At 55.9% G+C, this 24110-nt stretch carries 21 protein-coding genes; 10 read left to right on the top strand and 11 right to left on the bottom strand.

Annotated elements, in window-relative coordinates; translation table 11 throughout:
- Positions 1 to 35: 35 nt before the first annotated feature.
- Positions 36 to 467 carry a hypothetical protein gene (locus KB449_RS22915; protein WP_282910566.1) on the bottom strand — a complete coding sequence of 144 codons (432 nt, stop codon included), beginning with the start codon at positions 465 to 467 and terminating at the stop codon, positions 36 to 38.
- A gap of 446 nt (positions 468 to 913) precedes the next feature.
- On the opposite strand from KB449_RS22915, the gene KB449_RS22905 reads away from it, so the two are divergent.
- Both KB449_RS22905 and KB449_RS22900 read left to right on the top strand, forming a co-directional pair.
- Entirely contained in the window at positions 914 to 1444 is a 531-nt protein-coding gene (locus KB449_RS22905) for a VanZ family protein (protein ID WP_282910565.1), read from the top strand.
- Between the two features lie 113 nt (positions 1445 to 1557).
- A complete protein-coding gene (locus KB449_RS22900; protein WP_282910564.1) occupies positions 1558 to 2055 on the top strand; it encodes a hypothetical protein in 498 nt (165 codons plus the stop codon).
- A 744-nt stretch (positions 2056 to 2799) separates the two neighbouring features.
- Here the strand turns inward: KB449_RS22900 and KB449_RS22895 are convergent.
- From KB449_RS22895 to KB449_RS22880, 4 genes are all read right to left on the bottom strand, one after another.
- Positions 2800 to 4902 (bottom strand): TerD family protein, encoded by a 2103-nt coding sequence (locus tag KB449_RS22895; RefSeq protein WP_282910563.1) that lies wholly within the window; start codon positions 4900 to 4902, stop codon positions 2800 to 2802.
- Positions 4903 to 5100: 198 nt separating this feature from the next.
- Positions 5101 to 6555, bottom strand: a complete 1455-nt coding sequence (locus KB449_RS22890) for an RCC1 domain-containing protein (protein ID WP_282910562.1) — start codon at positions 6553 to 6555, stop codon at positions 5101 to 5103.
- 186 nt (positions 6556 to 6741) lie between these two features.
- Positions 6742 to 7119 carry a hypothetical protein gene (locus tag KB449_RS22885; protein WP_282910561.1) on the bottom strand — a complete coding sequence of 126 codons (378 nt, stop codon included), beginning with the start codon at positions 7117 to 7119 and terminating at the stop codon, positions 6742 to 6744.
- Between the two features lie 50 nt (positions 7120 to 7169).
- Positions 7170 to 8405: an MFS transporter gene (locus KB449_RS22880; RefSeq protein WP_282910560.1), complete on the bottom strand. Its 1236-nt coding sequence runs from the start codon at positions 8403 to 8405 to the stop codon at positions 7170 to 7172.
- A gap of 147 nt (positions 8406 to 8552) precedes the next feature.
- On the opposite strand from KB449_RS22880, the gene KB449_RS22875 reads away from it, so the two are divergent.
- Together KB449_RS22875 and KB449_RS22870 are read left to right on the top strand one after the other, a co-directional pair.
- On the top strand, positions 8553 to 9176 hold the full coding sequence (locus tag KB449_RS22875) for a TetR/AcrR family transcriptional regulator (protein WP_282910559.1): 624 nt from the start codon (positions 8553 to 8555) through the stop codon (positions 9174 to 9176).
- 108 nt (positions 9177 to 9284) lie between these two features.
- Complete coding sequence (locus tag KB449_RS22870; protein ID WP_282910558.1) at positions 9285 to 9530, top strand: hypothetical protein; 246 nt, start codon at positions 9285 to 9287, stop codon at positions 9528 to 9530.
- Between the two features lie 712 nt (positions 9531 to 10242).
- On the opposite strand, the gene KB449_RS22865 is transcribed toward KB449_RS22870, so the two are convergent.
- Positions 10243 to 11289 carry an NAD(P)-dependent alcohol dehydrogenase gene (locus KB449_RS22865; protein WP_282910557.1) on the bottom strand — a complete coding sequence of 349 codons (1047 nt, stop codon included), beginning with the start codon at positions 11287 to 11289 and terminating at the stop codon, positions 10243 to 10245.
- 478 nt (positions 11290 to 11767) lie between these two features.
- Here KB449_RS22865 and KB449_RS22860 point away from each other — a divergent pair, with 478 nt between their 5' ends.
- Together KB449_RS22860 and KB449_RS22855 are read left to right on the top strand one after the other, a co-directional pair.
- Positions 11768 to 12403, top strand: coding sequence for a glycoside hydrolase family 11 protein (locus KB449_RS22860; RefSeq protein ID WP_282910556.1), 636 nt, complete (start codon positions 11768 to 11770; stop codon positions 12401 to 12403).
- Positions 12404 to 12511: 108 nt separating this feature from the next.
- Complete coding sequence (locus KB449_RS22855) at positions 12512 to 13414, top strand: formylglycine-generating enzyme family protein (protein ID WP_282910555.1); 903 nt, start codon at positions 12512 to 12514, stop codon at positions 13412 to 13414.
- 78 nt (positions 13415 to 13492) lie between these two features.
- On the opposite strand, the gene KB449_RS22850 is transcribed toward KB449_RS22855, so the two are convergent.
- Positions 13493 to 14290, bottom strand: a complete 798-nt coding sequence (locus tag KB449_RS22850; protein WP_282910554.1) for a Nif3-like dinuclear metal center hexameric protein — start codon at positions 14288 to 14290, stop codon at positions 13493 to 13495.
- Positions 14291 to 14681: 391 nt separating this feature from the next.
- Here KB449_RS22850 and KB449_RS22845 point away from each other — a divergent pair, with 391 nt between their 5' ends.
- From KB449_RS22845 to KB449_RS22830, 4 genes are all read left to right on the top strand, one after another.
- Positions 14682 to 16271 (top strand): response regulator transcription factor, encoded by a 1590-nt coding sequence (locus KB449_RS22845; RefSeq protein ID WP_282910553.1) that lies wholly within the window; start codon positions 14682 to 14684, stop codon positions 16269 to 16271.
- A 24-nt stretch (positions 16272 to 16295) separates the two neighbouring features.
- Positions 16296 to 18071, top strand: coding sequence for a sensor histidine kinase (locus tag KB449_RS22840; RefSeq protein ID WP_282910552.1), 1776 nt, complete (start codon positions 16296 to 16298; stop codon positions 18069 to 18071).
- A 115-nt stretch (positions 18072 to 18186) separates the two neighbouring features.
- A complete protein-coding gene (locus KB449_RS22835) occupies positions 18187 to 18840 on the top strand; it encodes a glycosyltransferase (protein ID WP_282910551.1) in 654 nt (217 codons plus the stop codon).
- A 219-nt stretch (positions 18841 to 19059) separates the two neighbouring features.
- Positions 19060 to 19953 carry a cation diffusion facilitator family transporter gene (locus KB449_RS22830; RefSeq protein ID WP_282910550.1) on the top strand — a complete coding sequence of 298 codons (894 nt, stop codon included), beginning with the start codon at positions 19060 to 19062 and terminating at the stop codon, positions 19951 to 19953.
- Between the two features lie 45 nt (positions 19954 to 19998).
- Here the strand turns inward: KB449_RS22830 and KB449_RS22825 are convergent, their stop codons facing one another.
- The 4 genes from KB449_RS22825 to KB449_RS22810 form a co-directional block, all read right to left on the bottom strand.
- Positions 19999 to 20880, bottom strand: a complete 882-nt coding sequence (locus tag KB449_RS22825) for a MerR family transcriptional regulator (RefSeq protein WP_282910549.1) — start codon at positions 20878 to 20880, stop codon at positions 19999 to 20001.
- Positions 20881 to 20942: 62 nt separating this feature from the next.
- Positions 20943 to 22058 (bottom strand): glycosyltransferase family 2 protein, encoded by a 1116-nt coding sequence (locus KB449_RS22820; protein WP_282910548.1) that lies wholly within the window; start codon positions 22056 to 22058, stop codon positions 20943 to 20945.
- A gap of 16 nt (positions 22059 to 22074) precedes the next feature.
- Entirely contained in the window at positions 22075 to 23601 is a 1527-nt protein-coding gene (locus KB449_RS22815) for a phytoene desaturase family protein (RefSeq protein WP_282910547.1), read from the bottom strand.
- Complete coding sequence (locus KB449_RS22810) at positions 23598 to 24104, bottom strand: glycosyl-4,4'-diaponeurosporenoate acyltransferase CrtO family protein (RefSeq protein WP_282910546.1); 507 nt, start codon at positions 24102 to 24104, stop codon at positions 23598 to 23600. Before KB449_RS22810 ends, KB449_RS22815 begins: the two co-directional genes overlap by 4 nt.
- Between the last annotated feature and the right edge of the window lie 6 nt (positions 24105 to 24110).

Here is a 24110-nt window from a genome sequence, read left to right as displayed (position 1 = left end):
TGCTGTTTGCTTTCTCTCCTTGTTCGCGGGGGCGTCTAGCGACAATTCTCCTTCACGTCGACGCGATCGTTTCTAATCGTGACGGTGGAATAGCCGGAGGCGCTTTCCGTGTAAGAACATACCGTTTTTTGAACTGTCTGTCCGCGCGCGTCGGTGTACTTGAGATAAATGCCGCCTTCGCCGTTGAGGCTTAGCTTGGGACTAATTGCTTTCTTTTGTCCGGTCTTGATCGTTTTCGCATAGGTGTGTTTGGCGCCGCTCTCGATCGCATTGCCGGCGGCGTCGCTGTGCAGGATGCCCGTCTCGACGGAGACGAGGTCGTAATCGGAGTCGTTGACGACAGTCACGGAGAAGCTTCGGAATTGCCTGAAAAATTCGTCGTTGGTCTTCCATACCGCGAAGAGGGACAGCAGGAGTGCGGCAACGACGGCAGGTACGGCGATTGAAATTTTGGCGGCGCGTGTCATCGTTTTATCATCCCCTTACAAGGTAGACTCGTTAGACCGAAGGAAGGTTGCATTTCATAAATAGATTGACATGAATCTTAATGGTGTCCTGGATTTTGAATACGAGACGTCGATCGAGAAGCTGTGGTCTGCTTTAACCGATTCCGCCAAGCTGGCCGAGTGGATCGCCAACATCCATACCAGCAAACCGATGGAAAATAATCTTGGGCCGGTCGTCGGTCATCACTTCCACTTTCACATGGAGCCTTCGTATTGGGACGGACTTATCGAGGGCGAGGTAAAGCGAGCCGTACGGACGCCGGTTGCCGGTGCCTGCGCGGCTCGTGTTCGTTATGCCGGGGATTGCCCCAATGCCAATCTTAAGGAAAATTTAAAAGTTAATATGGAAAAAAATTTAACAATACGCGCTAAAATGCACTTAAGAGCTGCAGAGGAGCGTGGAACGATTGAACGCGAAGTACCTTTCTCCTGTACTATGGATCAAGCTGGGCGCCGCCACCTTGTTTGCTGGCTACCTTTACGTATTGATCAAGATTATCCTGTTCAAATTCAGCGACGTGAACGTCACCTTGCTCGGACGCCTCTTGCTCGAGGCTGCCGATCAACCGCACAATATCGCCTACAGATTGCAGTTCGCCAACCTGACGCCCTTCGTATCGATCCGGGAAAATGTAGCGGGACTGCCGCATATGCACGATACGATCAACCTGTTCGGCAATATCGCGCTGTTCGTGCCGCTCGGGCTGTTCCTCGGCTTGTTCGTCGGATGCCGTCTGCCCGCCGTGCTCTTCTATGCGCTCGGCGTCAGCCTCACGCTGGAGAGCGCCCAGCTGGTCTTTGCCATGGGCAGCTTCGACGTGGACGATATGATCCTGAACACGCTCGGCGGCGCGATCGGCTACAGCCTGTTCGCAGGCTCGGGACTTGCGCGGGGCAGGCTGACTCAGGCGGGGGCGGGAGGCAGGGAGCGCTCTTAAATTTGTGTAAAGTGCTTGCGGATTGGGCGAATTAAGCATAATATTTCCAGGAGACAGTAGGAGTAGCGACTGCGGATTGTGAGGGATAAGCGATTAAAAAGCTGTATATCTTTTTGTCCGCATTAACGCTTATCGGGTTTGTTCTCATCGGGATATTTTTGATCCAACTACATCCGTTTAGGACCTTTAAGCAGCAAGAATTATCAGGACGACTGATTTTACCCAACCCTTATTCTTCGAAGTCGAATGAGAAGGAAGTTCTCGAGATCGCTCTGCCGTCAAACGAGCAAAGTATTTCTCGGGGACCGATCGCCCATACCATCTTAAATCGTCTATCGAGCGGCAGCACGCCGACGAATCGATATAAACTAGACGCTGAATCTAGAGATAGACTGGTTGTGCGGGATTCCACGTCTCGGAACGAATGGAGCATCGATGTCGATCATCGCTATGCGATCTTCTCGCCCGGTGAACGTTTCGTGGCATTTGAAAAGTCGAGCAGTTCGTTAAGCAAAGGCTATGACCTAGTGGTATGGGATTTCAAGAGAGATGTAACAAAGGTGATTTTGAAGGACTTTGAAATGAGCGAGCCGTTTGTATGGGTGCCTTAATCCATTTTTATTCTCATTAGGAGTTAATATAATTTTGAAACCTACTAAAACGAATTTTGCTTGGTCGAACGTACTTACAAACATACTTTTTATATTCGTATATTTTTCTATGTACATTTTGGGAAGCTACATAGGCGTGTTCAACATTTTAATAATTTTATTTTTAGTATTTATACTGCCAGTCATCGTTGTCCGGAGTAATTTTAAAAACCATTGGAATCACTATCGCTCAATCTCTATCTCTTGCTTTATTGTACCGCTGTGCGCGGTTTATTTGGGCCAGAGGTATGGTTATGCCTTTTCAAATGATTATATCCTCCACAACAATCCTCAAGATGCAGAGGAGCATTATTGGGGCAGCAGTTTTTTGGCTTTTTCTATAATGGTCGTATTCATTGCTGAGATCTTCTTTTTTATCAAGTTCAAAGTTGCGAGTATTCGGCTGGCCAAAACAAAAAGACCCTGAATTAAATCGGTAAGGCGCCTGCCTCCGCTCACGTGAAACCCGCATAACGCAAAATTGTCAAAATTGCGCTATGCTCGCATGCAAAGACTCCACACGCTCGCCCGCCGCTCGCGTGGTACCCAACATAGCGCAAAATTGCGCTATGCTCGCATGCAAAGACTCCACACGCTCGCCCGCCGCTCACATGATACTCAGCATAGCGCAAAATTGCGCTATTCTCGCATGCAGGGACTCCCCCGCACGTCAGTCCCGCTAACGCTCGCCCGCAGCCAGAATACCTATCCCATATACGCATCCATAATCAGCTCGATATCGTAAGGCGACACCCCTCGGTTCACGGCGAAGACGGATTCCGCTTGCTCGATCGATTCGACGAGCTCGCCTCTTGCCTGCGCATGGAGCAGGAACAAATCGTACAGGTCAGGCTTTCTCAGTTCAGTCATAGCCTGGCCCATCAGCGTCATCCCTTGCCGGTTCCCTTCCACGTTATTGTAGTAGTCGGGGTGCCTTGTCAGCGAGAGGTCGGTCCAGATGACGGTGCGCTTTGCTAAATCAAGAATTACCGGAATCGCAACCTGCGTATTTGCCGCCAAGTCGATTTTATCGACAACGGTAGTAGGCTCGAATATTTCGCCGGAACCCGGATTTCTGCGTATCATCCATCCCACGAAGCATTCCGGCAAGTCGCAATATGGCTGCAAGGTGAAGGATTGCATCGCGGCGACTACGTACCGTACGCCTTTTCCGACCAGCGTGGGGATATGCAGGTCGATGAATTCGCAAGCGCCATGAGGCGCGGATACGATATCGCCGCTATGCACGACCAGATACTTGGAGGAACGCAAATTCGTATAGGAGATGTGATCGGCGTATCGCCATTTATGATCGTACAAGACGGCAGACAGGTCGATGTCGACTCTCCCGGTTGGCTGGCCGTCGACCAAGCCTTCTTTCCACCAAGTAAAAAAGCGGATCGTATCTCCCTCGGGTATCGGTACGCGGCTGCCGCGAACGATGGTGCGCAGCGACTTGCTTGCTGACCGTTGTGAGAACGGAACGAGGTAGGTTTTAAGGCGTTGATCGATGTACGTCTTCCCAAGCGGAGGCAGCAAGGAGAAGCGGCGAACCAGCTCCTGCCGGCATGCGTCCACGATAGCGGAACATACGGCATCCGGAATGTCGGAGAGCGAATAAGGAATCGAAAATGCTTTGGCTACATTGCCTTTTGGGAAAAAGGTGCGCAGCTTCTGCGGGTTCGGGCGATTAGCGAAATGCGATTTGACCTGGAGCAATACAGGCGTCGCAATCTCGTTTATCACTTCTTCAAAGGCCAGCACAACGTACTCGCCGTGTTCCGTCGAACGCGCCAATTGATCCAGTCTTCTGGCAAACTCGCCCGGACGCTGCATCAGCAGATCGATAAGCCTCCAGACCTGATTCGACTGAAAAGCGAGTTCAATACTATTGTTGAACGTAACGAACGGCTTATCGTTCCGAAGGATATCGAAGGCTTCCTGACATTGAGGGAATCGGCGCTTATATTCTGACGGATGAAGAATCTCGCCCAAACGAATCCAGCGCTGTTTGTGCCGCAGCATATCCTCTGTCGTGGAGTTGCTCTGTTCTAGCAGGGAGAGCAGCAACTTTCTCTCAGGTCGCGTAAACTTGCGGAACCGCGTTGCCTCGGCAAGGCTCGTATCGCCGCCCGACCAGGCGACGGCAAGCCGCAGAACGTCGGTAGCCGTTTTGACGTATCGTCCGATTAAAGCCGGTTCAGCTTTGCCGTGTTTGAGAAGGGAGCCAACAACAAAAGCTGCATTTTCCTTAAAAGGAATCGTAGAAGGAAGTGTCTCTTTTAACGCTTCATTTTCCAAACAACTGATCGCGGTATCTAGATCTTGTTTGTCGGTCTCCGAGATCGATCCTTTGGCACTCATGATGCGGCCGATGAGCACGTGGAATTCAGCCCTTGATCCCAGGTCGATGACCTTCAGTTCGCGGCGCCCATCCTTCAACGGCATTCTGTCGCTGGCTTCGTTATGGGGCAGCTCCAAGGTGTAGTAATGATAGAAGGCGTTCAAATAAAGATCCGCATCGTGCTCCTGCATGAGTTGTCCGGGAAATCCGGAATACATCGGCCGATATTGGACATGGGCCCCGACCATCACCTTCAGATCGGCAACGATTCCGTCGTAGAGTACATGAAAGTCTTCAGCAGAAAGCAAGCTGGCCTCGCGCGTCAAACGCGGCGAAAACCGATATCCTAACGCCTCGATGTTCTTCATGGCGGTAGCCAGCCAAGCCGTCGAGACCGGATTGTCGCTAGGCTCGCTTTCGATGACAACTTTGAGCGCTCGGCGCAAAAAAATGGAATTCATCATTGTTGTTCTCCCGTAAAAAGAAATCCCCAGGAAAGCTGCGACCCTAAATCTCGAATTTGATTAGAAGGAAGGATCGCAATAGCCTGGGGATCAGAACCGGCAGCCGATGACCGCCAGTCCTGATGTCATTTATCATCCTATAATTTCCGGAACGCGAACAGGGCGGAAGTATTACGGCTTGCATGTATCGGTTGATAATTAGGATTCATCCAGCATAACCGTATTCATAGCCGCGTCGAACGCCACGGAAATCCCCAATTTCTCGCATAAGAACCGGAGGGGGAACATGGTTGTATTGGAATAGTTGCCGTTTACCGAAAAGGGCTTCGGCGCTTCGGCTATAGGCTCGTCGCCGATTCGGTAGCTTTGGTCGCGCCACGAGTAGGTAATAAGCCGATCTCCCTTGGAGAACGTCCAGGTTTCATAGACCGCGTTATACTTTTTAGGATCCGGGTTGGAAAAGCTGATATCGACCTTTACGCCCAGGCTCTGGAACAATTCCGAGCGAGAAATGTACAGGATGCCGTCGCGATACATGGGGGACAATTTTACGTTTGCCGGTTCGCCGTTGACCGAAAAGCTCAGCGGCATCTTGACTTTCGACGGCTTTAAGTCGACTGCATATGGCGTGCCGTCGCCGGGATAGCCGCCGTAACCCCAACTATATACGGTTCCGTCTTTCGTCTGAGCCAGATTCATCGTATATCCTGCATGGATCCGAATGACATGGGAGAGACCGGCGACCTTGCCTTCGACCGTGTTTATCGTTCCGTCTGCCTGCAAGGCCAACAGTTGACCGCCGGCGGATATCGCGACCGTAGCTTTTAAAGCATTCAGTTTCGCTGGCGTTTTACGGACGCTTGTGAGCCCGTTGGTCTTCCCCCAGTTCCACACGCTGCCGTCCGCCAGAAGCGCATTGGAGTCATAATTGCCCGCAGCGATGGATTTGACCTTGCCGATTCCGGGAACAAGGTAGGGCTCGAATTGCGTATTTTTCGTGCCGTTGCCGATCGCGCCGTAATAGTTGTAGCCCCATGTCCAGACTTGTCCGTCCCGGCTCAGCGCCATCATATGGTAGCCGCCAGCCGATACGGCTGAGATGTTCTGGAGACCGCTGACTTGCACGGGGATTTGCGAAGCATCCTGGGCTGCACGATTGGCTCCTTGAAGATCGTTGCCAAGCGTCCATACCGTTCCGTCGTTCTTGAGCGCGATCAACAAGTCCGCACCGGCGCTGATCGCCGAGATGTTCGAGAGCCCTTCGATCCGGGTCGGCGGAGCGTTGACCACGTTGTGACTGATGGCGTCTATGAAGGTGCCGGACCGCCATACCGAGCCGTCTTGGAGCAGTGCGTAGGAAGCGCTCTTCGAAGACGCCGTCTGCTTCACGTTGGCTAGAGATAGCCACTTCGGTACATATTGCTCGTACAGCGTACCGTCGCCGAGTTGACCGTCTTTATTGGCTCCCCATGCGGCGGTGCGGCCGTCGGCATAGACGAGAAATTGCGAATTCCAACCCGCTTCGATGGAGACGATGGGATTGCTCGCAGCTGGGCCGGACGACTCGGCCGCTTGAGCGAATGCGGAGGACAGGAGCAGAATGGATAGCGATAGAGCTAAAATGCCGGTTTTTCGGAACATTGATCTGGACATGAATTTGCCTCCTTTTCCAAATTGAAGGAACTTCTAATTGGACGAGGCGGAGTAAGTTTAGTTGCATTTCGAAGGGGGTTTTACACGCAATATCATTATAACGCCAAACCGCCACAACGCTTGTCCCACAACGAAAAAGCCCGCCGGACAATCCGGCAGGCTCCGCCCCTCAAATTTTCTTTTACTTTACATGCTCGGGCTCAAAGCAGGAATAAAGCTCAATTCGCTCGGTGCGAAGCGCTGGTCCGTGACCAGATTGCCGAATTCGTCGATGCCGTAAACGGAAGTCAGCGTATTGGGCAGCGAGGTGGAGAACATGTCGATCTGTACTTCATAAGCGACGTTGCCTCCGATGAAAAAGGTTCTGACGTCATAGGAATTCGCGGGGACGTCATACGAGAGCATATACGCCGAATAGAAGGTGTCCGAATCGACAGAAGCGAAAACAGAAACGATGATACTTACAGGAGTCGTAAGATCCAGATTTCTGACGTTCAGGACGATGTTGGAAGCGGCCGTGTTGAAGTCTCTCGTGTTCGTTACCGTACCGGTTGAAAAAGGCATGCCTGTCACCTCCTCTTGGTATGGCATGATGTATCGTATGCGAGGTTTTATCAATCGCATGGACAAGTGTTGTCGACGATTCGCCCCATTTTTAACGTGCATGCCCAAAAAACCAACGCGGCCAAGCTAACCGAGGCCCCCAGTATGCACACGCCAAGCCACCCCGCCCACGAATAAATCCAGGTCGAGGCGACTGCGCCTGCTGCGCTTCCACAGGAATAAAAAATCATGTAAGCTGCGGTCAGCCTGCTCCTCGCCTCCGGACGAACGCTTAAGAGCATGCTTTGATTCGTGACGTGAACCGCCTGCACCGCGAAGTCCAACATCACGACTCCCGCGACAAACAGCCACATAGAGTGCTGAAGCGCTCCTATGGGCAGCCAGGAAAACGATAATAGAAATAAAGCGATGCCTGTCGTCCATTGTCCGAATCCCCGATCCGCCAGTCGTCCCGCACTGCGGGCGGCCAGAGCACCCGCTGCCCCGGCGAGTCCGAAGAGTCCAACGAGGCTGTGGCTGAACGACAAGGGCGGGGCGCTCATCGGCAACACCATGGAGGACCATAAGATGCTAAAGTCTGAAAAAAGGAAGAACGCAAGCAGTCCGCGAACGGTCAGCAGCGGAATTTGAACGAATAAATCCTTGATGGACCGGAGCATGTCCGGATACGTGACAGCTCTTGGCGGGCGCTTGGAAGCGGGGGTGACGGTTATGAATAAATATGCCATGCCGATCGTAATCATTGCCGCAGCTATATAGACGGATCGCCATCCGGCCATATCCGCCAGGATCCCCGAGAAAGTGCGGGCCAGTAAGATCCCTAGGACGATACCGCTCGTAACGACGCCGATCGTCCGGCCGCGACTTTGCTGCGACGCCCGATTGGCGGCAAGGGCAACGAGAACTTGTGCAACGACAGCCTGAAAACCGACCATGCCCATGCCGAGAAATAGAAACCATTTGTTCGGCGCAAACGCAACGATGCTTAATCCGATCGCGATGAATACAAGCATTCCGGTGACGAGCCGACGCGGATCGAGCATATCTCCCAGCGGGACCAGGAAAAATAATCCTAACGCATAACAACATTGCGTCGCCGTTACTACGATGCCGATGACAGCCTTGCTGATGCCGAATTCCAGCGTAATCGCATCAAGCAAAGGCTGAGAAAAATAAATCGTGGCGACTGCCAGGCCGCAGATGATTGCATACAGCAAAACCGCTGCACGCGTGAGATGCGTGTGTGACGCTTTGTCATTTGGACGAAACGCCGGAGAAGTAAACATGCAAATAACCTCCATAAGTGTACCATTTGGTACATTATTTATTCTCCGATTAACGCACTTATTTCACGTATTGTCAACGAATAATTGACCTGAATAAAATTATTGGATATTATTTATGTACCAATTGGTATTTTATAAGGAGGCTTTATGGCCAGAACGCGAGCATTCGATCAGCAGAAGGCGTTAACGGAGGCTATGCATGTTTTTTGGGAAAAGGGGTACGAGGCGACTTCGCTTAGCGACTTAACCTCGCGCATGGGGATTCAGAAACCCAGTCTGTATGCAGCCTATGGAGACAAATTGTCCTTGTTCGAATCGGCGCTTCGAAACTATAACCAGCTGCATGCGAAGTCCGTGCGTTCGAAGCTGGTCAACAAGACGAGCGTCAAGGCTGCGTTCAGGCAGCTGTTTCTCGATGGAGCGTTCCCGGGCGGGACGCAGGAGCAAAATGGTTGCTTCTGCTTGAATACGATGGTGGAGCTCGCTCCGCACGATGCGAAGCTTGAAATTTTGACGCGGGAGCATCAACAATATTTGGCGGCGATATTTCAAGAAACGCTGGAGCGGGGGGTAATCGCCGGGGAGATCGACCGTTCGGTCGACTGCCGGGCAATCGCGCAGTCTCTTTTGGCTTCTTTCGTCGGAATCACCGTATTGAAAAAATCGAATCTGAGTCGGGAATGGATCGATAATTGCATCGAGTCCGCGCTGTCGTTACTCATAGCGCCACCAAGCACGGGACCTGAATCGGCGCATGAACCGAGGAAATGAAAAGGAGAGGCTGTCCCAAAGTCATTTGGAACAGCCTCGTTTCTTCTGCTCGCCTGCAGGGCTTGAGCGGCCCTGCGCGGATGGCGTCCGCGCGAGGCGCGGCAGCGCATGTCGACTGTCAACCTCAGCAGTTGGTGGCCGGGCGGGTTGCTCAGCGGGCTGCTGGGCAGCTTGCTGAGCGGGTGGCCGAGCAGATTGCTCAGCGAGCTGCTCATCAGGTTGCTCAGCTGGTGGCCGAGCGGGTTGCTCTGCGAGCTGCTCGTAGGGTTGCTCAGCGGGTGGCCGAGCGGGTTGCTCTGCGAGCTGCTCGTAGGGTTGCTCAGCGGGTGGCCGAGCGGGTTGCTCTGTGGGTAGTCGAACGGGTTGCTCAAACTCAAAAGCCTGCAAATATACATCCTTTTCAACACTTGAATCCGTTTTTGGAGCAAATGCCTGCGTACGTGCATCTTTTGCTGCTCGAACGGCGCTTCGGGGGCGTTTGCCGTTACAAAAGCCTGCAGATTCGCATCTTTACCCTTACGGCCATCGGAATACGAAGCAAAGCCTGCAGATTTGCAGGTATTTGCCCCCGCGCCGTTTTCCTGGTCCAGATCGGACTTAATCGCCGTGTCGATTCGTTTGTGGCCCGGCGATGGCTCAGCTGGTGGCCGAGCGGGTTGCTCTGCGAGCTGCTCATCAGGTTGCCCAGCTGGTGGCTGAGCGGGTTGCTCTACGGGTAGTCGAGCGGGTTGCTCAGCCTCGAAAGCCTGCAAATATACATCCTTTTCAACACTTGAATCCGTTTTTGGAGCAAATGCCTGCGTACGTGCATCTTTTGCTGCTCGAACTGCGCAGCGGGGGCGCTTGCCGTTAAAAAAGCCTGCAGATTTGCATCTTTACCCTTACGGCAACCGGGATCCGAAGCAAAGCCTGCAGATTCGCATCTTTACACTTACGGCCATCGGAATACGAAGCAAAGCCTGCAGATTTGCAGGCATTTGCGCCGCGCCGTTTTCCTGGTCCAGATCATACGGCAGCCGGGAGACGAAGCAAGCGTTTGTTGGAAGTCCGGTCCAAAAACCGGGAGTCAAGCCTCCATCGTGCCGATATCGATGACGAACCGGTACCGCACGTCCGAAGCCAGCACGCGTTCCCACGCTTCGTCGATCCGGTCCGCGGAGATGACCTCGATCTCCGGCGCAATGCCGTGCTCGGCGCAGAAGTCGAGCATTTCCTGCGTTTCGCGTATGCCGCCGATCATCGAGCCGGCGAACGAGCGGCGGTGGCCGATCAGCGAGAATACGTTCACCGACAACGGCTCCGCCGGCGCGCCGACGTTGACCAGCGTGCCGTCCAGCGCCAGCAGCGAAAGGTAAGCGCTCATGTCAAGCTTCGCGCTCACAGTGTTCACAATAAGGTCGAACGAGCCCGCCAGCGTCTTGAACGTCTCCGGATCGCTCGTTGCGTAGTAGTGGTCCGCGCCCAGCTTCAGGCCGTCTTCTTTTTTCTTGAGCGATTGGGAGAGCACCGTGACCTCCGCGCCCATCGCATGCGCGAGCTTCACCGCCATATGTCCCAGCCCGCCGAGTCCGACGACGGCGACGCGCCTGCCGGGAGCGGCGCCCCAGTGGCGCAGCGGCGAATAGGTGGTGATGCCGGCACATAGCAGCGGCGCGGCCGCGTCAAGCGCGATCCCGTCCGGGATGCGCACGACGAAGTCCTCGGTGACCACGATATGGGTGGAATAGCCGCCTTGCGTATATTGGCCGTACTTGTCGATCGCGCCATAGGTGCTCGTCATGCCGTTCAGGCAGTACTGCTCCTCGCCCTTGTGGCAGTTCGGGCAATCGCCGCAAGAGTCGACCATGCAGCCGACGCCGACACGGTCCCCAACGGCATGCTTGGTGACGGCCGGCCCGACCTGAGCGACGATGCCTGCGATCTCGTGCCCCGGCACGAGCGGATATTGAACCGGCCCCCACTCGCCGCGGGCGGTGTGGATATCGGAATGGCAGATGCCGGCGTATTTAATTTCAATAAGAACGTCGTGAGGCTGAAGCACTCTGCGTTCGATCTCGGTCAGTTTGAACGGGCCTTCGGGGCCAAAGGTCGCACGTGCGTTAACGGTGATCATCTTAAAACCTCCTGGATGTTCATGATTTGTAGCGGAGCTGCGGGCAACGTGCGGTTTGACAATACGCCTACGAGTACGACAACGACAACGACGCACCCCATTCGGCAATCAATAAAAGCGCGCCGCGCAAGCTCGATACGTTTTGTTTAATCGACTCGTGTCTATTATAGAGGGCCGAAGCCTGCATTCAATGGTTAAAAAAAAGCGATCTGTTCAGATGTGAACAGATCGGCTAAATGTGTTGATTATTAAAGGTGCCTATCTCATAGGGAACTTCAAATCTGTAAATTTATTGGAGGCCAATCTTTAATTTCTTAGGTATTTATGGATGCGCTTACAATTTATAATGAACTCGGAGGTGAGGCAGTCGTACTCGGCACGATATCGGACGCGGCAAACGGGCGAGCTGCGTGAGGAAGGCCCAAACGGTGCCTGGAGAGGCATGATTAAATCCGAAACGAATACGAGGAGGAATATGATGTTTAAACTTTCAAAGAAAATGACTTCGGCATTGCTGGCGGCTACGATGAGCTTCGGCCTGTTCGCGACGGCCTCGAGCGCGGCGACGGACTATTGGCAGAATTGGACGGACGGCGGCGGGACGGTCAATGCGGTCAACGGTTCCGGCGGCAACTACAGCGTCAACTGGTCGAATACCGGGAACTTCGTGGTCGGCAAAGGCTGGAACACCGGCTCGCCGAACCGGGTCATTAATTACAATGCCGGCGTATGGGCGCCTTCGGGCAACGGTTACCTGACGCTGTACGGCTGGACGCGCAACTCGCTCATCGAATATTACGTCGTGGACAGCTGGGGCACTTACAGGCCGACCGGGACTTATAAAGGTACCGTGAACAGCGACGGCGGCACGTATGACATTTACACGACGACGCGCTACAACGCGCCTTCGATCGACGGCACCCAGACGTTCACCCAGTACTGGAGCGTGCGGCAGTCGAAGCGACCGACCGGAAGCAACGTAGCGATCACCTTCAGCAATCACGTCAACGCCTGGAAGAGCAAAGGCATGAACCTGGGCAGCAGCTGGTCCTATCAAGTGCTGGCGACCGAAGGCTACCAGAGCAGCGGCAGCTCCAACGTCACCGTCTGGTAATGTCCCCCTATTGAGAGACACAAGACCGCCGGTCTAACCGCCGGCGGTCTTCTCTTTTTCAACGCCGGGGACCGATTGGCTTCGACCCGTCCGAAAGGAGGCAGATGCATGAGAAAGCTTACCTTGATTTCGCTTGTCGCCGCCGTCCTTCTCGCGGCTTGCGCTCGCTCGTCCGACGGCAAGCCGGCAGCGAGCACAACGCCCGCCCGTACTGCTGCAAGCGGGACGCCTGCCGCAAGCGATAACTTCGCGCTGATCGATGGGGGGCATTTCACGAATACGAAGTCCGGATTTTACGGAAAAGAGACGGCGGTGCCGGACTTTTATATCGGCCGCTACGAGGTCACGCAAAAAGAGTGGACCGAAGTCATGGACGGCAACCCCTCGGCGTTTAGGGGCGACCGTCTGCCGGTGCAGATGGTAAGCTGGTACGACGCGGTCGCGTATTGCAATGAGCGAAGTCTGAAGGAAGGCTTGGAGCCCTACTACGTCATCGACAAAACGAACAAGGATCCGCGCAATCGGAGCGAAAACGATCCCCTGAAGTGGACCGTCACGATCCGCGAGGGAGCGGACGGTTACCGGCTGCCTACCGAGGCGGAGTGGGAGTACGCGGCCGGCGGCGGCGCGGCGAGCAAGAGCTATACGTACAGCGGGAGCAACGAAGCGGACGAGGCGGCCTGGTACTGGAGAAATGCCGGCGAGCAGCGTCTGTCCGGCGCCTGGAACTGGCCCGCCATCGAGAACAACCATACGCAGCCGCGGGCGGTCGGCGGCAAGAAGCCTAACGAGCTGGGGCTGTACGATATGACCGGCAACGTTCGGGAATGGTGCTGGGACTGGTATGAGGATCCGGAGCTCGGGAGCGGCCTGTTCCGTATCGTCAAAGGCGGCGGGTGGATCGGCGACATCGGCAGCGGGGAGACGGCCTACCGCGGCAAGTTCGAGGCGAGCGGCGTCGGGCCGGACCAGGGATTTCGCGTCGTTCGCGCGGCCGGACCGAAGGCATAACGCCGCGCCAGGAAGTGCGGGCCATCCGTGAATCGTGCCGCTGCATCGGAGCCCGGTCCCGGCGCTTGCGGCGAGCCGCTACAGGTACCGCAGCGCCGGATCACCGTCCAGCCAATGGACCGGCAGCCCGGGAAATGCCATGCGCAGCCGCTCCGCCACGAGCCGCATGCCGGGCGCCTCGCTCTCGGCGTGCCCGATGAAGAGCATCGCCTTCGCCGCGCCAAGATGGACCGCGTCCCGCACGTATTCCGGCGTCTCCCACTCGGGTCCTTCGCCGGCGACGATCAAGTCGAGCCGCTCCTCGCGCAGAAGCGGGATCGCGAGCCCGCCGCCGCCGCGATAGCCGGCGAGCACGCCGACGCGGCGACAGAGCGCGGCGGCGTCGCCCGCAAAGCGGACGCCCGACAGGCCGAGCCGCGCCTTGACGTGCGCGGCCGCCTCGTCCGCGCGCATCGCCGGGACGGCGAGCACCGCCGCCGCCGGCAGCATGCGCTGGAGCTCGGCCTTCCAGCCCAGCGCCCGGACCATGCCTAGCGTGATCGGATCGGGCGCCGCGCGGTGGCAATAATCGTGATGGCGATACACGGCGACGCCGGACCGGCGGAGCAAGTCCTGCTTGAACGCATAGACGGGATCGCCTTCCGGGAGCCGATCGGGCGTCCGGTGGCTGTAGTAGAGGCCCTCGTGGGCGATCAGCAGATTGGCGCCCAGCGCAGCCGCGCGCTCCACCGCTTCGATCGAAGGCATGAAGGCGACGGCCGCGCCGCTAACCGGCGCATCCGGATCGTGGGGGCCGAGCAGGACGTCGACCGTATCCGCGACCGGCGGCACATCGCCGCGCAGCCAGGCGATCATGTCGCGAATAGCAAGGGGCATGGGCAAGACCCGCTTTCACGTGAGATAGGCGCTTTTTGGCAGCTCCGCATTCCGTGACGGCAGCCGCCCTGTTTTCGCTGTGATTTCAGCCTGGACGCGATCGCTCGGCGTTCCGCCGAGGACCGAAGCGCTCTCATTGTAGCAGAGCTTATGTCCTCGGACACCCCCGCAAACCATGGTTTAACACCGTCCAAAGTTTAGCTCCGCCGCACAGCGGCCGCACTTGTTAAATTTACAAAGAAATATGCTAAGTTTTGAAAGTGCGGCCGGGACCGCGATACGCTACAATAGAAGCAGCGAAGACGATAAAATGCCGTGCCGCCTTCGGCACGAGATATGAAAGCGATTACAATAACGATGCCGAGACGATCGGGCCGGACGGGAGGTTGCCATGAGAAAGGTCATTCTGGTGGACGACGAAATGTTCGCCCGCAAAGGGTTGGCGGGCTTGATTCCCTGGGAGCAGTACGGCTTCGAGGTGGCGGGAGAAGCGGAGGACGGGGAAGAGGCGTTGGGGCTGATCGGCCGCCTGTCGCCGGACATTGTCGTCACCGATATCCGCATGCCCGTGCTCGACGGACTCGAGATGATCCGGGCGGCGCAGGAGCGCGGCTATCGCGGCACGCACTTTATCATCATCAGCGGCTTCGGCGACTTCAAGTACGCGCAGCAGGCCGTACGCTTCGGCGTGCAAGACTATCTGCTGAAGCCGATCGACGAATATGAGCTTATCGCCTGCCTTGTCCGGATCGGCGAGCAGCTGAAGCGGGAGCAGGAGCGGACCGAAGCGGAGGACGCGCTGCGGCGCCCGTCGCTGTTCGAAGCGCTCGTGTCGGGACGCGCGGAGGCGCGCGAGCTGGACGCGGGCCGCCATACGCTGGGATGGCAGGCGGATTTGCAATTCCGCTATTACGCCGTCGAGCTGAACGACGCGCCGACGGAGGAGGAGCCCGAGGCGGCGCTGCGTCGCGCCGGCGACGCGGCCCGCGCGCTCGCCCGCGCCGTGTCGGAGGCGGGCGCCGTGCCGCCTTGCTCCTGCGAGCCTTACGTTCACTTCAGGGACCGGTACGAGCTGGGCCTCCTCGTGCCGGGCACGGCCGATGCGCGCGAGGCGAAGGCGCTGGGCGAGCGCCTGGCGAGAGTGGCCGGCTGCGGCGACGGCACCGTGGCCCGCGTCTACGTCGGCGAGGCCGCGCCGGGCCTCCTGCGGGCCCGACAGTCCTTTTTGTCCGCGCAGGAGGCGCGCAGAGCGAAGTTCGCGAAGGCCGGGGATACGGTCCTCCTGTTCGAAGAGCTGCGCGATACCGAGACCGACGCCTGCCGCGAGATCGAGCCCGCGGTATACGCCGCGCTGCTTGAAGGGCTGGAGGAGCATGATGCGGGCGCGATGACGGACGCCCTGGACCGGATGCTCGCGGCGTTCCGCGAGCAGCGCTTTGCGCCGGACGCCGTCGCGGCGGCCGTATCCCGCGTCGTTTACGGGGCGACGGGCATCGTCCGCACGATGCAGGGCGACGACCGCAAGCTGAAGACGATGAATGCGGCGATCGGCTGGCAGGAAGCCCCTCGCTCGCTCGCGGGACTGCGGCAATTGCTGCTGGCCTTCCTGACCGAATGCGCCGATTATATCTCGTCGCTGCGCGAATCGATCGGCAAGGGCGATATCGCCAAGATCAAGGCGTACATCGATCAGCATTTCCACGAGAATATCAGCTTGAAGAGCATCGCGCAGCGCTATTACATGAACGCGGTCTACCTCGGGCAGCTGTTCAAGAAAACGTACCGGGTCTACTTCAACGAATACGTGCTGCAGCTGCGCATTCAGGAAGCGAAGCGCCAGCTCCGCCAGACGGACAAAAAGGTGTACGAGATCGCGGCTAGCGTGGGCTTCTGCAATGCCGACTACTTCGTCACCCAATTCGAGAAGGTCGAACGGAAAACGCCGACCGCGTACAAAAATGCCATCGGCGAAAAGATCTGATTATCGGCGGTGCAGGGAATGCGAATGGGATTGCGACGGATTCGGAAGCGGGCCTTCAGCTTAAATAACGTCAGGCTCCGCAACAAAATGCTGATCGTCTACTTTTTGTCGGTGTTCATCCCGGTCGTGCTGACGAACGTTATTTTCTACAACATTACGACCAACAACGTCAAAAAGCAGAAGATGAGAGACATCTCGCTCGCCATCGAGCAGATCCGCAACGACTTCATGACGCAGGTCAACGTGGCCGTCGGCATCTCCGCGGTCATCTATAACGATGCGCTGCTGATCGAATACATGGACAAAAATTACGACGTGCCGTCGGATTACGTGTACAACTATCAAACCTACATTATCAGCATGCTTAATAAATATAGTCCCGTGTACGAGGCGATCCAGCGCATTACGCTGTATTCGGACAACGATACGCTTATCTATGGCGGGCAGGTCGAGCCCGTCATGGCAAGCACGAGAGAGCAGCCGTGGTACCGGCTCGTCCGCGATTCGGCGCTGTCGGCCCCGATCGTGCTGCGGACGACGTCCGACTATCCCGGCGCGACCGGCGACATGCTGAGCGTCGTCCGCAAGATCGCCGATACCGAGGCCGCGGAGCCATGGGAAAAGTACATGAAGATCGATCTCCATCCCGAAGCGATCAAGGAGATCTTCCATAACGTGACCCTGGAGGGAGATCTGTACCTGCTGCAGGGCAACGAGATTCAGTACACGACCAATCCGGAAGTCGACCTCGCGCAGACGGCCGATTTTGCCGCGACCCCGGTGTCCAAGGACACGATTGTCATCGACGAGGACTTCAAGGGCGTCCCCTATCTGTCCGACTGGCGGATCGTGGGCAGATTCAAGGAATCGGCGGTGCTGGAGGAGGTGCGCAAGTCCAAATACTTCGTGCTGTATCTGGCCATTCCCAACGTGCTGCTGCCGACGCTCATCATCATCTGGTTTTCCCGGTCGCTCAACGCGCGGCTGGTGCGTATCCTGAAGCATATGAAAAAGGTAAAAAACCATACGTTCGAGACGATCGCGCGGCAGGACGCCCAGGATGAGATCGGGCAGCTGACGGCCGAGTTCAACCGGATGACGCTGCAGATCAAGAGCCTCATCCACGACGTCTACATCGCGGACATTCAGAAGAAGGAGCTGCTCATCAAGCGCAACCAGTCGCAGCTGCACGCGCTGCAGAGCCAGATCAATCCGCATTTTCTATTCAATTCGCTCGAGACGATACGCATGCGCAGCCTGATGAAAAAGGAAGAGGAGACGGCGCGCATCATTCACAGCATGGCCAAAATTTTCCGCAAGTCGCTCACCTGGGGCAAAGACTGGGTGACGATCCGGGACGAGCTCGATCTCGTCGCGTGCTTCCTCGACATCCAGAAATACCGGTTCGGGGACAAGCTCGACTATCGGATCGAAGCCGACGAGTCGGTGCTGGGCCTCATGATTCCGAAGATGACGCTGCAGCCGCTCGTAGAGAACGCCAGCATTCACGGCATCGAAAAGCTGAAGGAGGGCGGACTGATTCGCATCGCGGTCGCGAAGACCGCCGAGGGACTTGTCTGCACCGTGCAGGATAACGGGGCGGGCATCCCGCCGGACAGGCTGGCGTCCATCTTAAGCGAGCTGGAGCAGAGCGAGGAAATGGGGGAGAGCGTCGGCATCAAAAACGTTTATTATCGGCTGAAGCTGTATTACAAGGACAAATTCGGCTTCGAAGTGTCGAGCAAGGAGGGGGAAGGAACGACCTTCCGCCTCGTTGTCAGGGGAGAAGCGGAGGGCTGAACGCCAACCCGGCATCCGCCCGGCATCCTGCCATCCGCGCGGTTGAATAAAAAGGGACAGGCTCAACCAAAATAAACCAGCCTGTCATTTCAACCGCATAGAGGAGCAGATGAATTTGAAAAACAGATGGATGCCGGCATTGCTATTGGTCCTGGCGCTTGTTTTTGGCATGACGAGCGGCACGGGATCCGTTCAAGCGATGGCGGACAAGAGCAAGGACAAGGCCTGCCTGAGCCCCAAAATGGTGCAGCTGAAAACAGATATGCAAAAAGCGTGGATCGACCATACGATCTGGACGAGAAGCTACATTGTCAGCGCGATGGACAATCGTCCGGATCAGCAGGACGTGCTGGACCGTCTGCTCCGCAATCAGCAGGACATCGGCGATCTCATCAAGCCTTATTATGGGGCAGCCGCCGGCGACAAGCTGGCCGATCTGCTGAGAGAGCATATTCAGATCGCGGTCAAAATCGTAGCCGCCGCCAAAGCCGGCAATCAGGCGGACGTGACGAAGCTTGAGGCCGACTGGCATCGGAACGCTGACGACATCGCCAAGTTTCTGAGCGGGGCCAACCCGAATTGGTCGTTCAAGACGCTGCAGGACATGCTCTATACGCATCTTCAATTGATCACGGAGATTGTCCTCGACTGTCTCAAGGGAGATTGGAAGGGAGATATCGCCGCGACGGACAAGAACGAGATCCATATGATTCACTTGGCGGACATCCTGACCGAGGGCATCGTGAAGCAGTTCCCCGACAAGTTTTAGGCGAGCGCGATTGGCGCAGCGAAGATGCAAGCTTTCTATATTCGCCCGCAGGGCGGCTATGGAAAGCTTTTTTTACGCCGGGCAACTTTTTTGCGAGCCGACACGATTGTTGTAAACCGACACGTTTGTAGCCCCGGCGAAAAAACGTTTCTCTAGACCCACTCCATTTTCGCTTGCTAGTATGGATGGTATTGGAGAGGGAGCGAGGTACTTCGGGCAATGGATCAGCAGCAAAGGTACGACAATCTGAAGCTGGGAGAACGCGGCGCGGTCATCAGCATCGTCGCTTATATCGTCCTCTCGGCGCTAAAATTAATCATCGGCTACGCCTCGGGGTCCGAAGCCTTGAGAGCGGACGGCATGAACAACGCGACCGATATCGTCGCGTCCATCGCCGTTCTGATCGGACTGCGGCTCGCGCAGAAGCCGGCGGACAAAGACCATCAATACGGACATTGGAAGTCGGAGACGATCGCGTCCTTGATATCTTCCTTTATTATGGCGGCCGTCGGGCTGCAGGTTTTATTCGCCGCCGTGTCCTCGGTCTTCAACGGGAGCGAGAAGGCGCCGGACCTCATCTCGGTGTGGACGGGCCTGTTCTGTGCGGTCGTCATGTACTTCGTCTACCGTTATAACAAACGGCTTGCGCTCCAGATCAACAGTCAGGCGGTGATGGCGGCAGCCAAGGACAACATCTCGGATGCCATCGTGAGCGTAGGCGCGGTCGTCGGCATCGTCGGTTCGCAGTTCGGCCTGCCTTGGCTCGACCCGGTCACCGCCATTGCGGTCGGGCTCCTCATCTGCAAGACCGCCTGGGATATTTTCCGCGATGCCTCCCATCATTTGTCCGACGGGTTCGATGAATCGACCATCGAATCCTTCAAGGAAGCGATCCTGGAGGTGGAGGGGGTCGAGGCCGTCAAAGACATCAAGGCGAGAAATTACGGCAGCAGCGCGGTCGTCGACGTCGTCGTGCTCGTCAACATGGAACTGGACTTCGCGGAAGCGCACGAGATCGCGACGAGCGTGGAAAATAAATTGAAGAAGACCTCGGAGGTGTACGAGGTCCACGTTCACTACGAGCCGGTCGACGTGTCGGAAATGCTGTCTTAACCGGCTGCGGTCGTATGCTTTGCGCCATGGAGAGGGAGCGCCGTCCTAAGCTTGGCTCCAATTCTCCCATTGATCGGCGGACAGGTAACGCACGTTCGCCTTCACGTCGCGCCGGACCGCCGGATTGTCGAACGCGGCCCCGCCCAGCAAAAACCGCAGTTCCGGGCGATTCCGCGCGGTTTCTTCGATCCAAGCCATCAGCTTCCCGGTATAGCGGGGGTCCGTAACGGAAGACGCGACGAACGATATTTTCTGACTTTCAATAATGCCTTCCAGCTCCATAAGCGGCGTGTCGGGACCGGCGTACAGGACGTTTACGCCCCGTTTGCGCAAAAAAAGGCTGAACGACAGCAATCCGAGATGGTGGCGTTCTCCTTCCGGGCAAAACGCCAATACGACCGGCAGGCTTGGATTAACGGGAAACACGCGAAACAATGCTGACAATCTCCGCATGATCGTTTCCGAAGCGAAATGCTCCTGAACGACTTTAATTTTCCCCGCTTCCCACTCCGCGCCGATCCGATACAGAACGGGAACGATAATGCGCCGCAGCGTCTCTTCGACATCGTACAGGGCAAATGCCAGATCTATGGTCAGATCCGCTTGCGCGGAGTTGAACTGCATGAGTTCGGCATACAGCTTATCGACAAGACCGTCGTACATCTGGCCGATCGCGGACGGTTCTGCAGCCTGTTCCCGAGGGGCAGCCTCGCTCTGCAGCAGCAGCTCCACCGCTTCGCTGATCTTTAAGCCGTTTTTTTCGATTTGTTCTTTAAGAAAGCTGAGCCTGGCAAGATCCCCGTCGCTTAGCTGACGGTGTCCGCCGCTGCTTCGGCTGGGGGAGATGATCCCGTATCGATTCTCCCAGGCGCGAATGGTGACGACCGGGATGCCGAGAAGCTCGGATGCCCGCTTCATGCTATACATTGATCGTTCCTCCTCCTTGTAAATTATACAAAACCGATACAAGATGAGGAAGGCCAGGCTTGTCAAACCTCTATTTTTCGTCCCTTCCATTTTACGGAATGCAGCACGTGCGCCCTGAATAGGGAATAAAGGTGCAAAGCTGCGAAAAATATAAACAATATAGGATAAATCAAAAACAATCCCTTGTTGAAATTGCCGCATCTGCGGGCGAACTGCAAGGTTTGGCCGGCATACGCCGCATATAAAAAGGCGCTGAGCGTCAACGCAACGGGCTCCCGCGCCGCGATCGACGAGATCAATGCGGCCGCGCTCATAAACCCGCCGGTAATCCAGAGAACGATCATCGACATGACGATCGGGTGGGTGGATTTCGAACCGACGGCAAAGCTTTTGCACCAGCCCTCTACAAGGGTTTTCAAACCCTCCGGGTACATGCGAAAATCGATGACGCCGCCCCCACCCATGCATTGGACCGGCAGATTTTTGTCCAAGAACGCCTGTCCCAGCGCCAGGTCGTCCAATACGGCTCCCAGGATTTTGTGATGGCCGCCCGACAAGAAATAATCGTCTTTATTGCATAAAATGCATGGACCGAATGAGCCTGCGGTGTTAAACCGCGACTTCCATATGGTGAATACGTTCATGCCGACGATCACGATAACGTTAAAAATAGCCGATAAATTTTCGTAAAAGCGATGCACGGTATGATAGGGCTGCAGGGATAATATCCCCCTGGCGCCTCTTTGGCGATAGGAGCCGAGCAGCTTCGTCAGGCTGTCGGCATCCGCGAGAGCGGTATCCGCATCCAGGAACAGAAGCCATTGTCCTTTGGCGTTCTGCGCGCCGTGCCAACAGGCCGCGGATTTCCCCGATCCGGATTGTACCGCGTCGTTACGAAGTACGGTGGCGCCGAAGCGGCGGGCAATCTCCGCCGTCTCGTCGGTCGATTGATCGTCCACGACCAGCACTTCGAACGACCGGTAGTGCTGCTCCTGCAACGAACGCAGCAGCGGCGCGATCCGCCCTGCTTCGTTGCGCGCGGGAATGACGATCGACAGCAGCGGAAAACGCGCAGGGCCGCTTGTCCTCGCAAGAACCGGCAGCGACCGAAACATCATGAATCCGACGAGCAGCGCTAGCAAACCGATGAGAAGATTGATCCCGACTGAAGCAGGCAAAGCAGTCCCTCCTCGTTCACTTCCCGGAATAATTAAATTGGATTCCTTGATCGTCCTGCATCAGTTCCTGCGCGGCGATTCGGGCGGATAACAGCACGATGGGCACGCCCGCTCCCGGGTGCGTGCTGCTGCCGGTAAAGTACAGATTGTCGCAATGCTTGGCCTTGCTTTGCGGGCGCATATGGTTGCTTTGCGTCAAAATAGGCATCAGGCCGAAGGTGGAGCCGTTATAGGCGTTGAACCTCGATTCGAAGTCGCGCGGCGTGATGCAGGTTTCTGTGACGATCTCTTGTTCAATGTTCTCAAGACCGCGTATCTTTTTTAAGGTATCGAGAATATAGGCCCGGTAATCCCGGATCGTTGCATCGTTCCATTCATAATTAGCCGCCGCCAGATGGGATACCGGCATCAGAACGTATAAGCCGTCTTTTCCTTCAGGGGCCATCGATTCGTCCATTTTGGATGCGACGTATACGTAAAACGACCCGTTGGTCAACTTGTTTCCGGCAAAAATATCATCCAGATTTTTTTTCAAATCCTCATTAAAAACAAAATTGTGGACGTGCTCGATTTCCTCGTATTTTTTGCTCATGCCCAAGTAGAGCAGAAAACAGGAGCAGGAATATTTTAATTTATCGACCTTTTTATCGCTGTATTTTCCTTTGGCGGCCCGGTCCTTCACCAGATTTTTGATGGCGTAAGGGAAGTCTGCGTTGCATAATACGAAGTCCGCGGATATTTTTTGCCCGTCTGCGACAATGCCGGTCGTCCTGCGCCCCTGCACGCTTATTTCCTGCACTTGGCGGTTATAGTGGATGGTGCCGCCCAGTTCTTTAAAGAGCTTCTCCATCGCCCGAGCCATCGTATACATGCCGCCTTTGATAAACCATACGCCGTACATGAATTGAATCATCGGTATCATGGTGTAAAAGGAAGGACTACGAAACGGCGAAATGCCGATGTACAGCGTCTGGAAGCTGATCAATTGCTTGAGCCGTTCGTTGCGGATATATTTGCTCATAAAACGGTCGGCCGTATCCAGCGTCTTCAGCTTCATCGCTTTTTTCAGCATGGAGAAGTTATAGAAATCGCGGGCTTTGCGGAACGGCCTTTGAATAATGTTGTGCTTGGCTACGATAAAACGTTTGTAGATTTCGTGCAAATAGAGGAAAAATCCCTCCATGTCCGCTTCGCTGACGCCTTCGATCGTCTTCGTCAATTGCGTAAGGTCGGAGGAGATGTCGAAGGGCTCGTCCGGCTTGTCGTTGTAGTACACCCGATACATCGGGTCCAATCGCTCCATGGGGATGTAGTCGTCGGGATTGCGGCCGCAGAGCTCGAAAATCTCCCTGTACAATTCCGGCATCATGACGATCGTCGGCCCCAAATCAAACGAATAGCCGTCTTTTTCGATGCGGTGCATTTTCCCGCCCGGCAGCGCTTCTTTTTCGTAGATTTCTACCTGGTATCCGGCATGCTGCAATCGGATCGCGCTCGCAAGCCCGGCGACGCCGGCGCCAACGACCAGCACCTTTTTTTTCATGTGAACGACCCCGCTCCCTTTTTATTCGTCGCTAATGTAATGGCATCGATGCGCCCGCGATTGTATCGCTGCACCATAATAATGGGCAAGTTGAACGCGCCTGCATACAGGACCATGATCCACCCTGCCCATACGGGGTTCCATAGGAAGAATAGAGGGGCAGGCGCCATGGACAGCCAGTGGGTCAGCTCCGCGCGTTTGGTTTCCGCGGCGAATTCGTTCAGATCGCATAAGCGGGTGCCGTGCAAGCTTTTCTTGGCATAGCCTCTTCTCAGTATCGAAGTTCCGTCTATGAGACGGCCCTTCCACCGTTTGACGAAAAATAACCGCTGCCACCGCTTGCCGGACTGCTCCCATGCCCCAAGCCGAAACCAGGCCTTGTCCTGCAGGAAATAAGACTGAGGGAGCTTCAGGCATATGACGGAAATGCCGAGATGAAAAAAGGCCCAGGCGAAGATATCGATCAGAACGACCCATAGGTGAGGCAAGTTTACGAGCGGCACGGTAGT

The organism is Cohnella hashimotonis (assembly GCF_030014955.1).
Taxonomy (GTDB): Bacteria; Bacillota; Bacilli; order Paenibacillales; family Paenibacillaceae; genus Cohnella; species Cohnella hashimotonis.
Note: the sequence above shows the minus strand (reverse complement) of the source record. Positions and strands in the feature narration are given on the sequence as shown.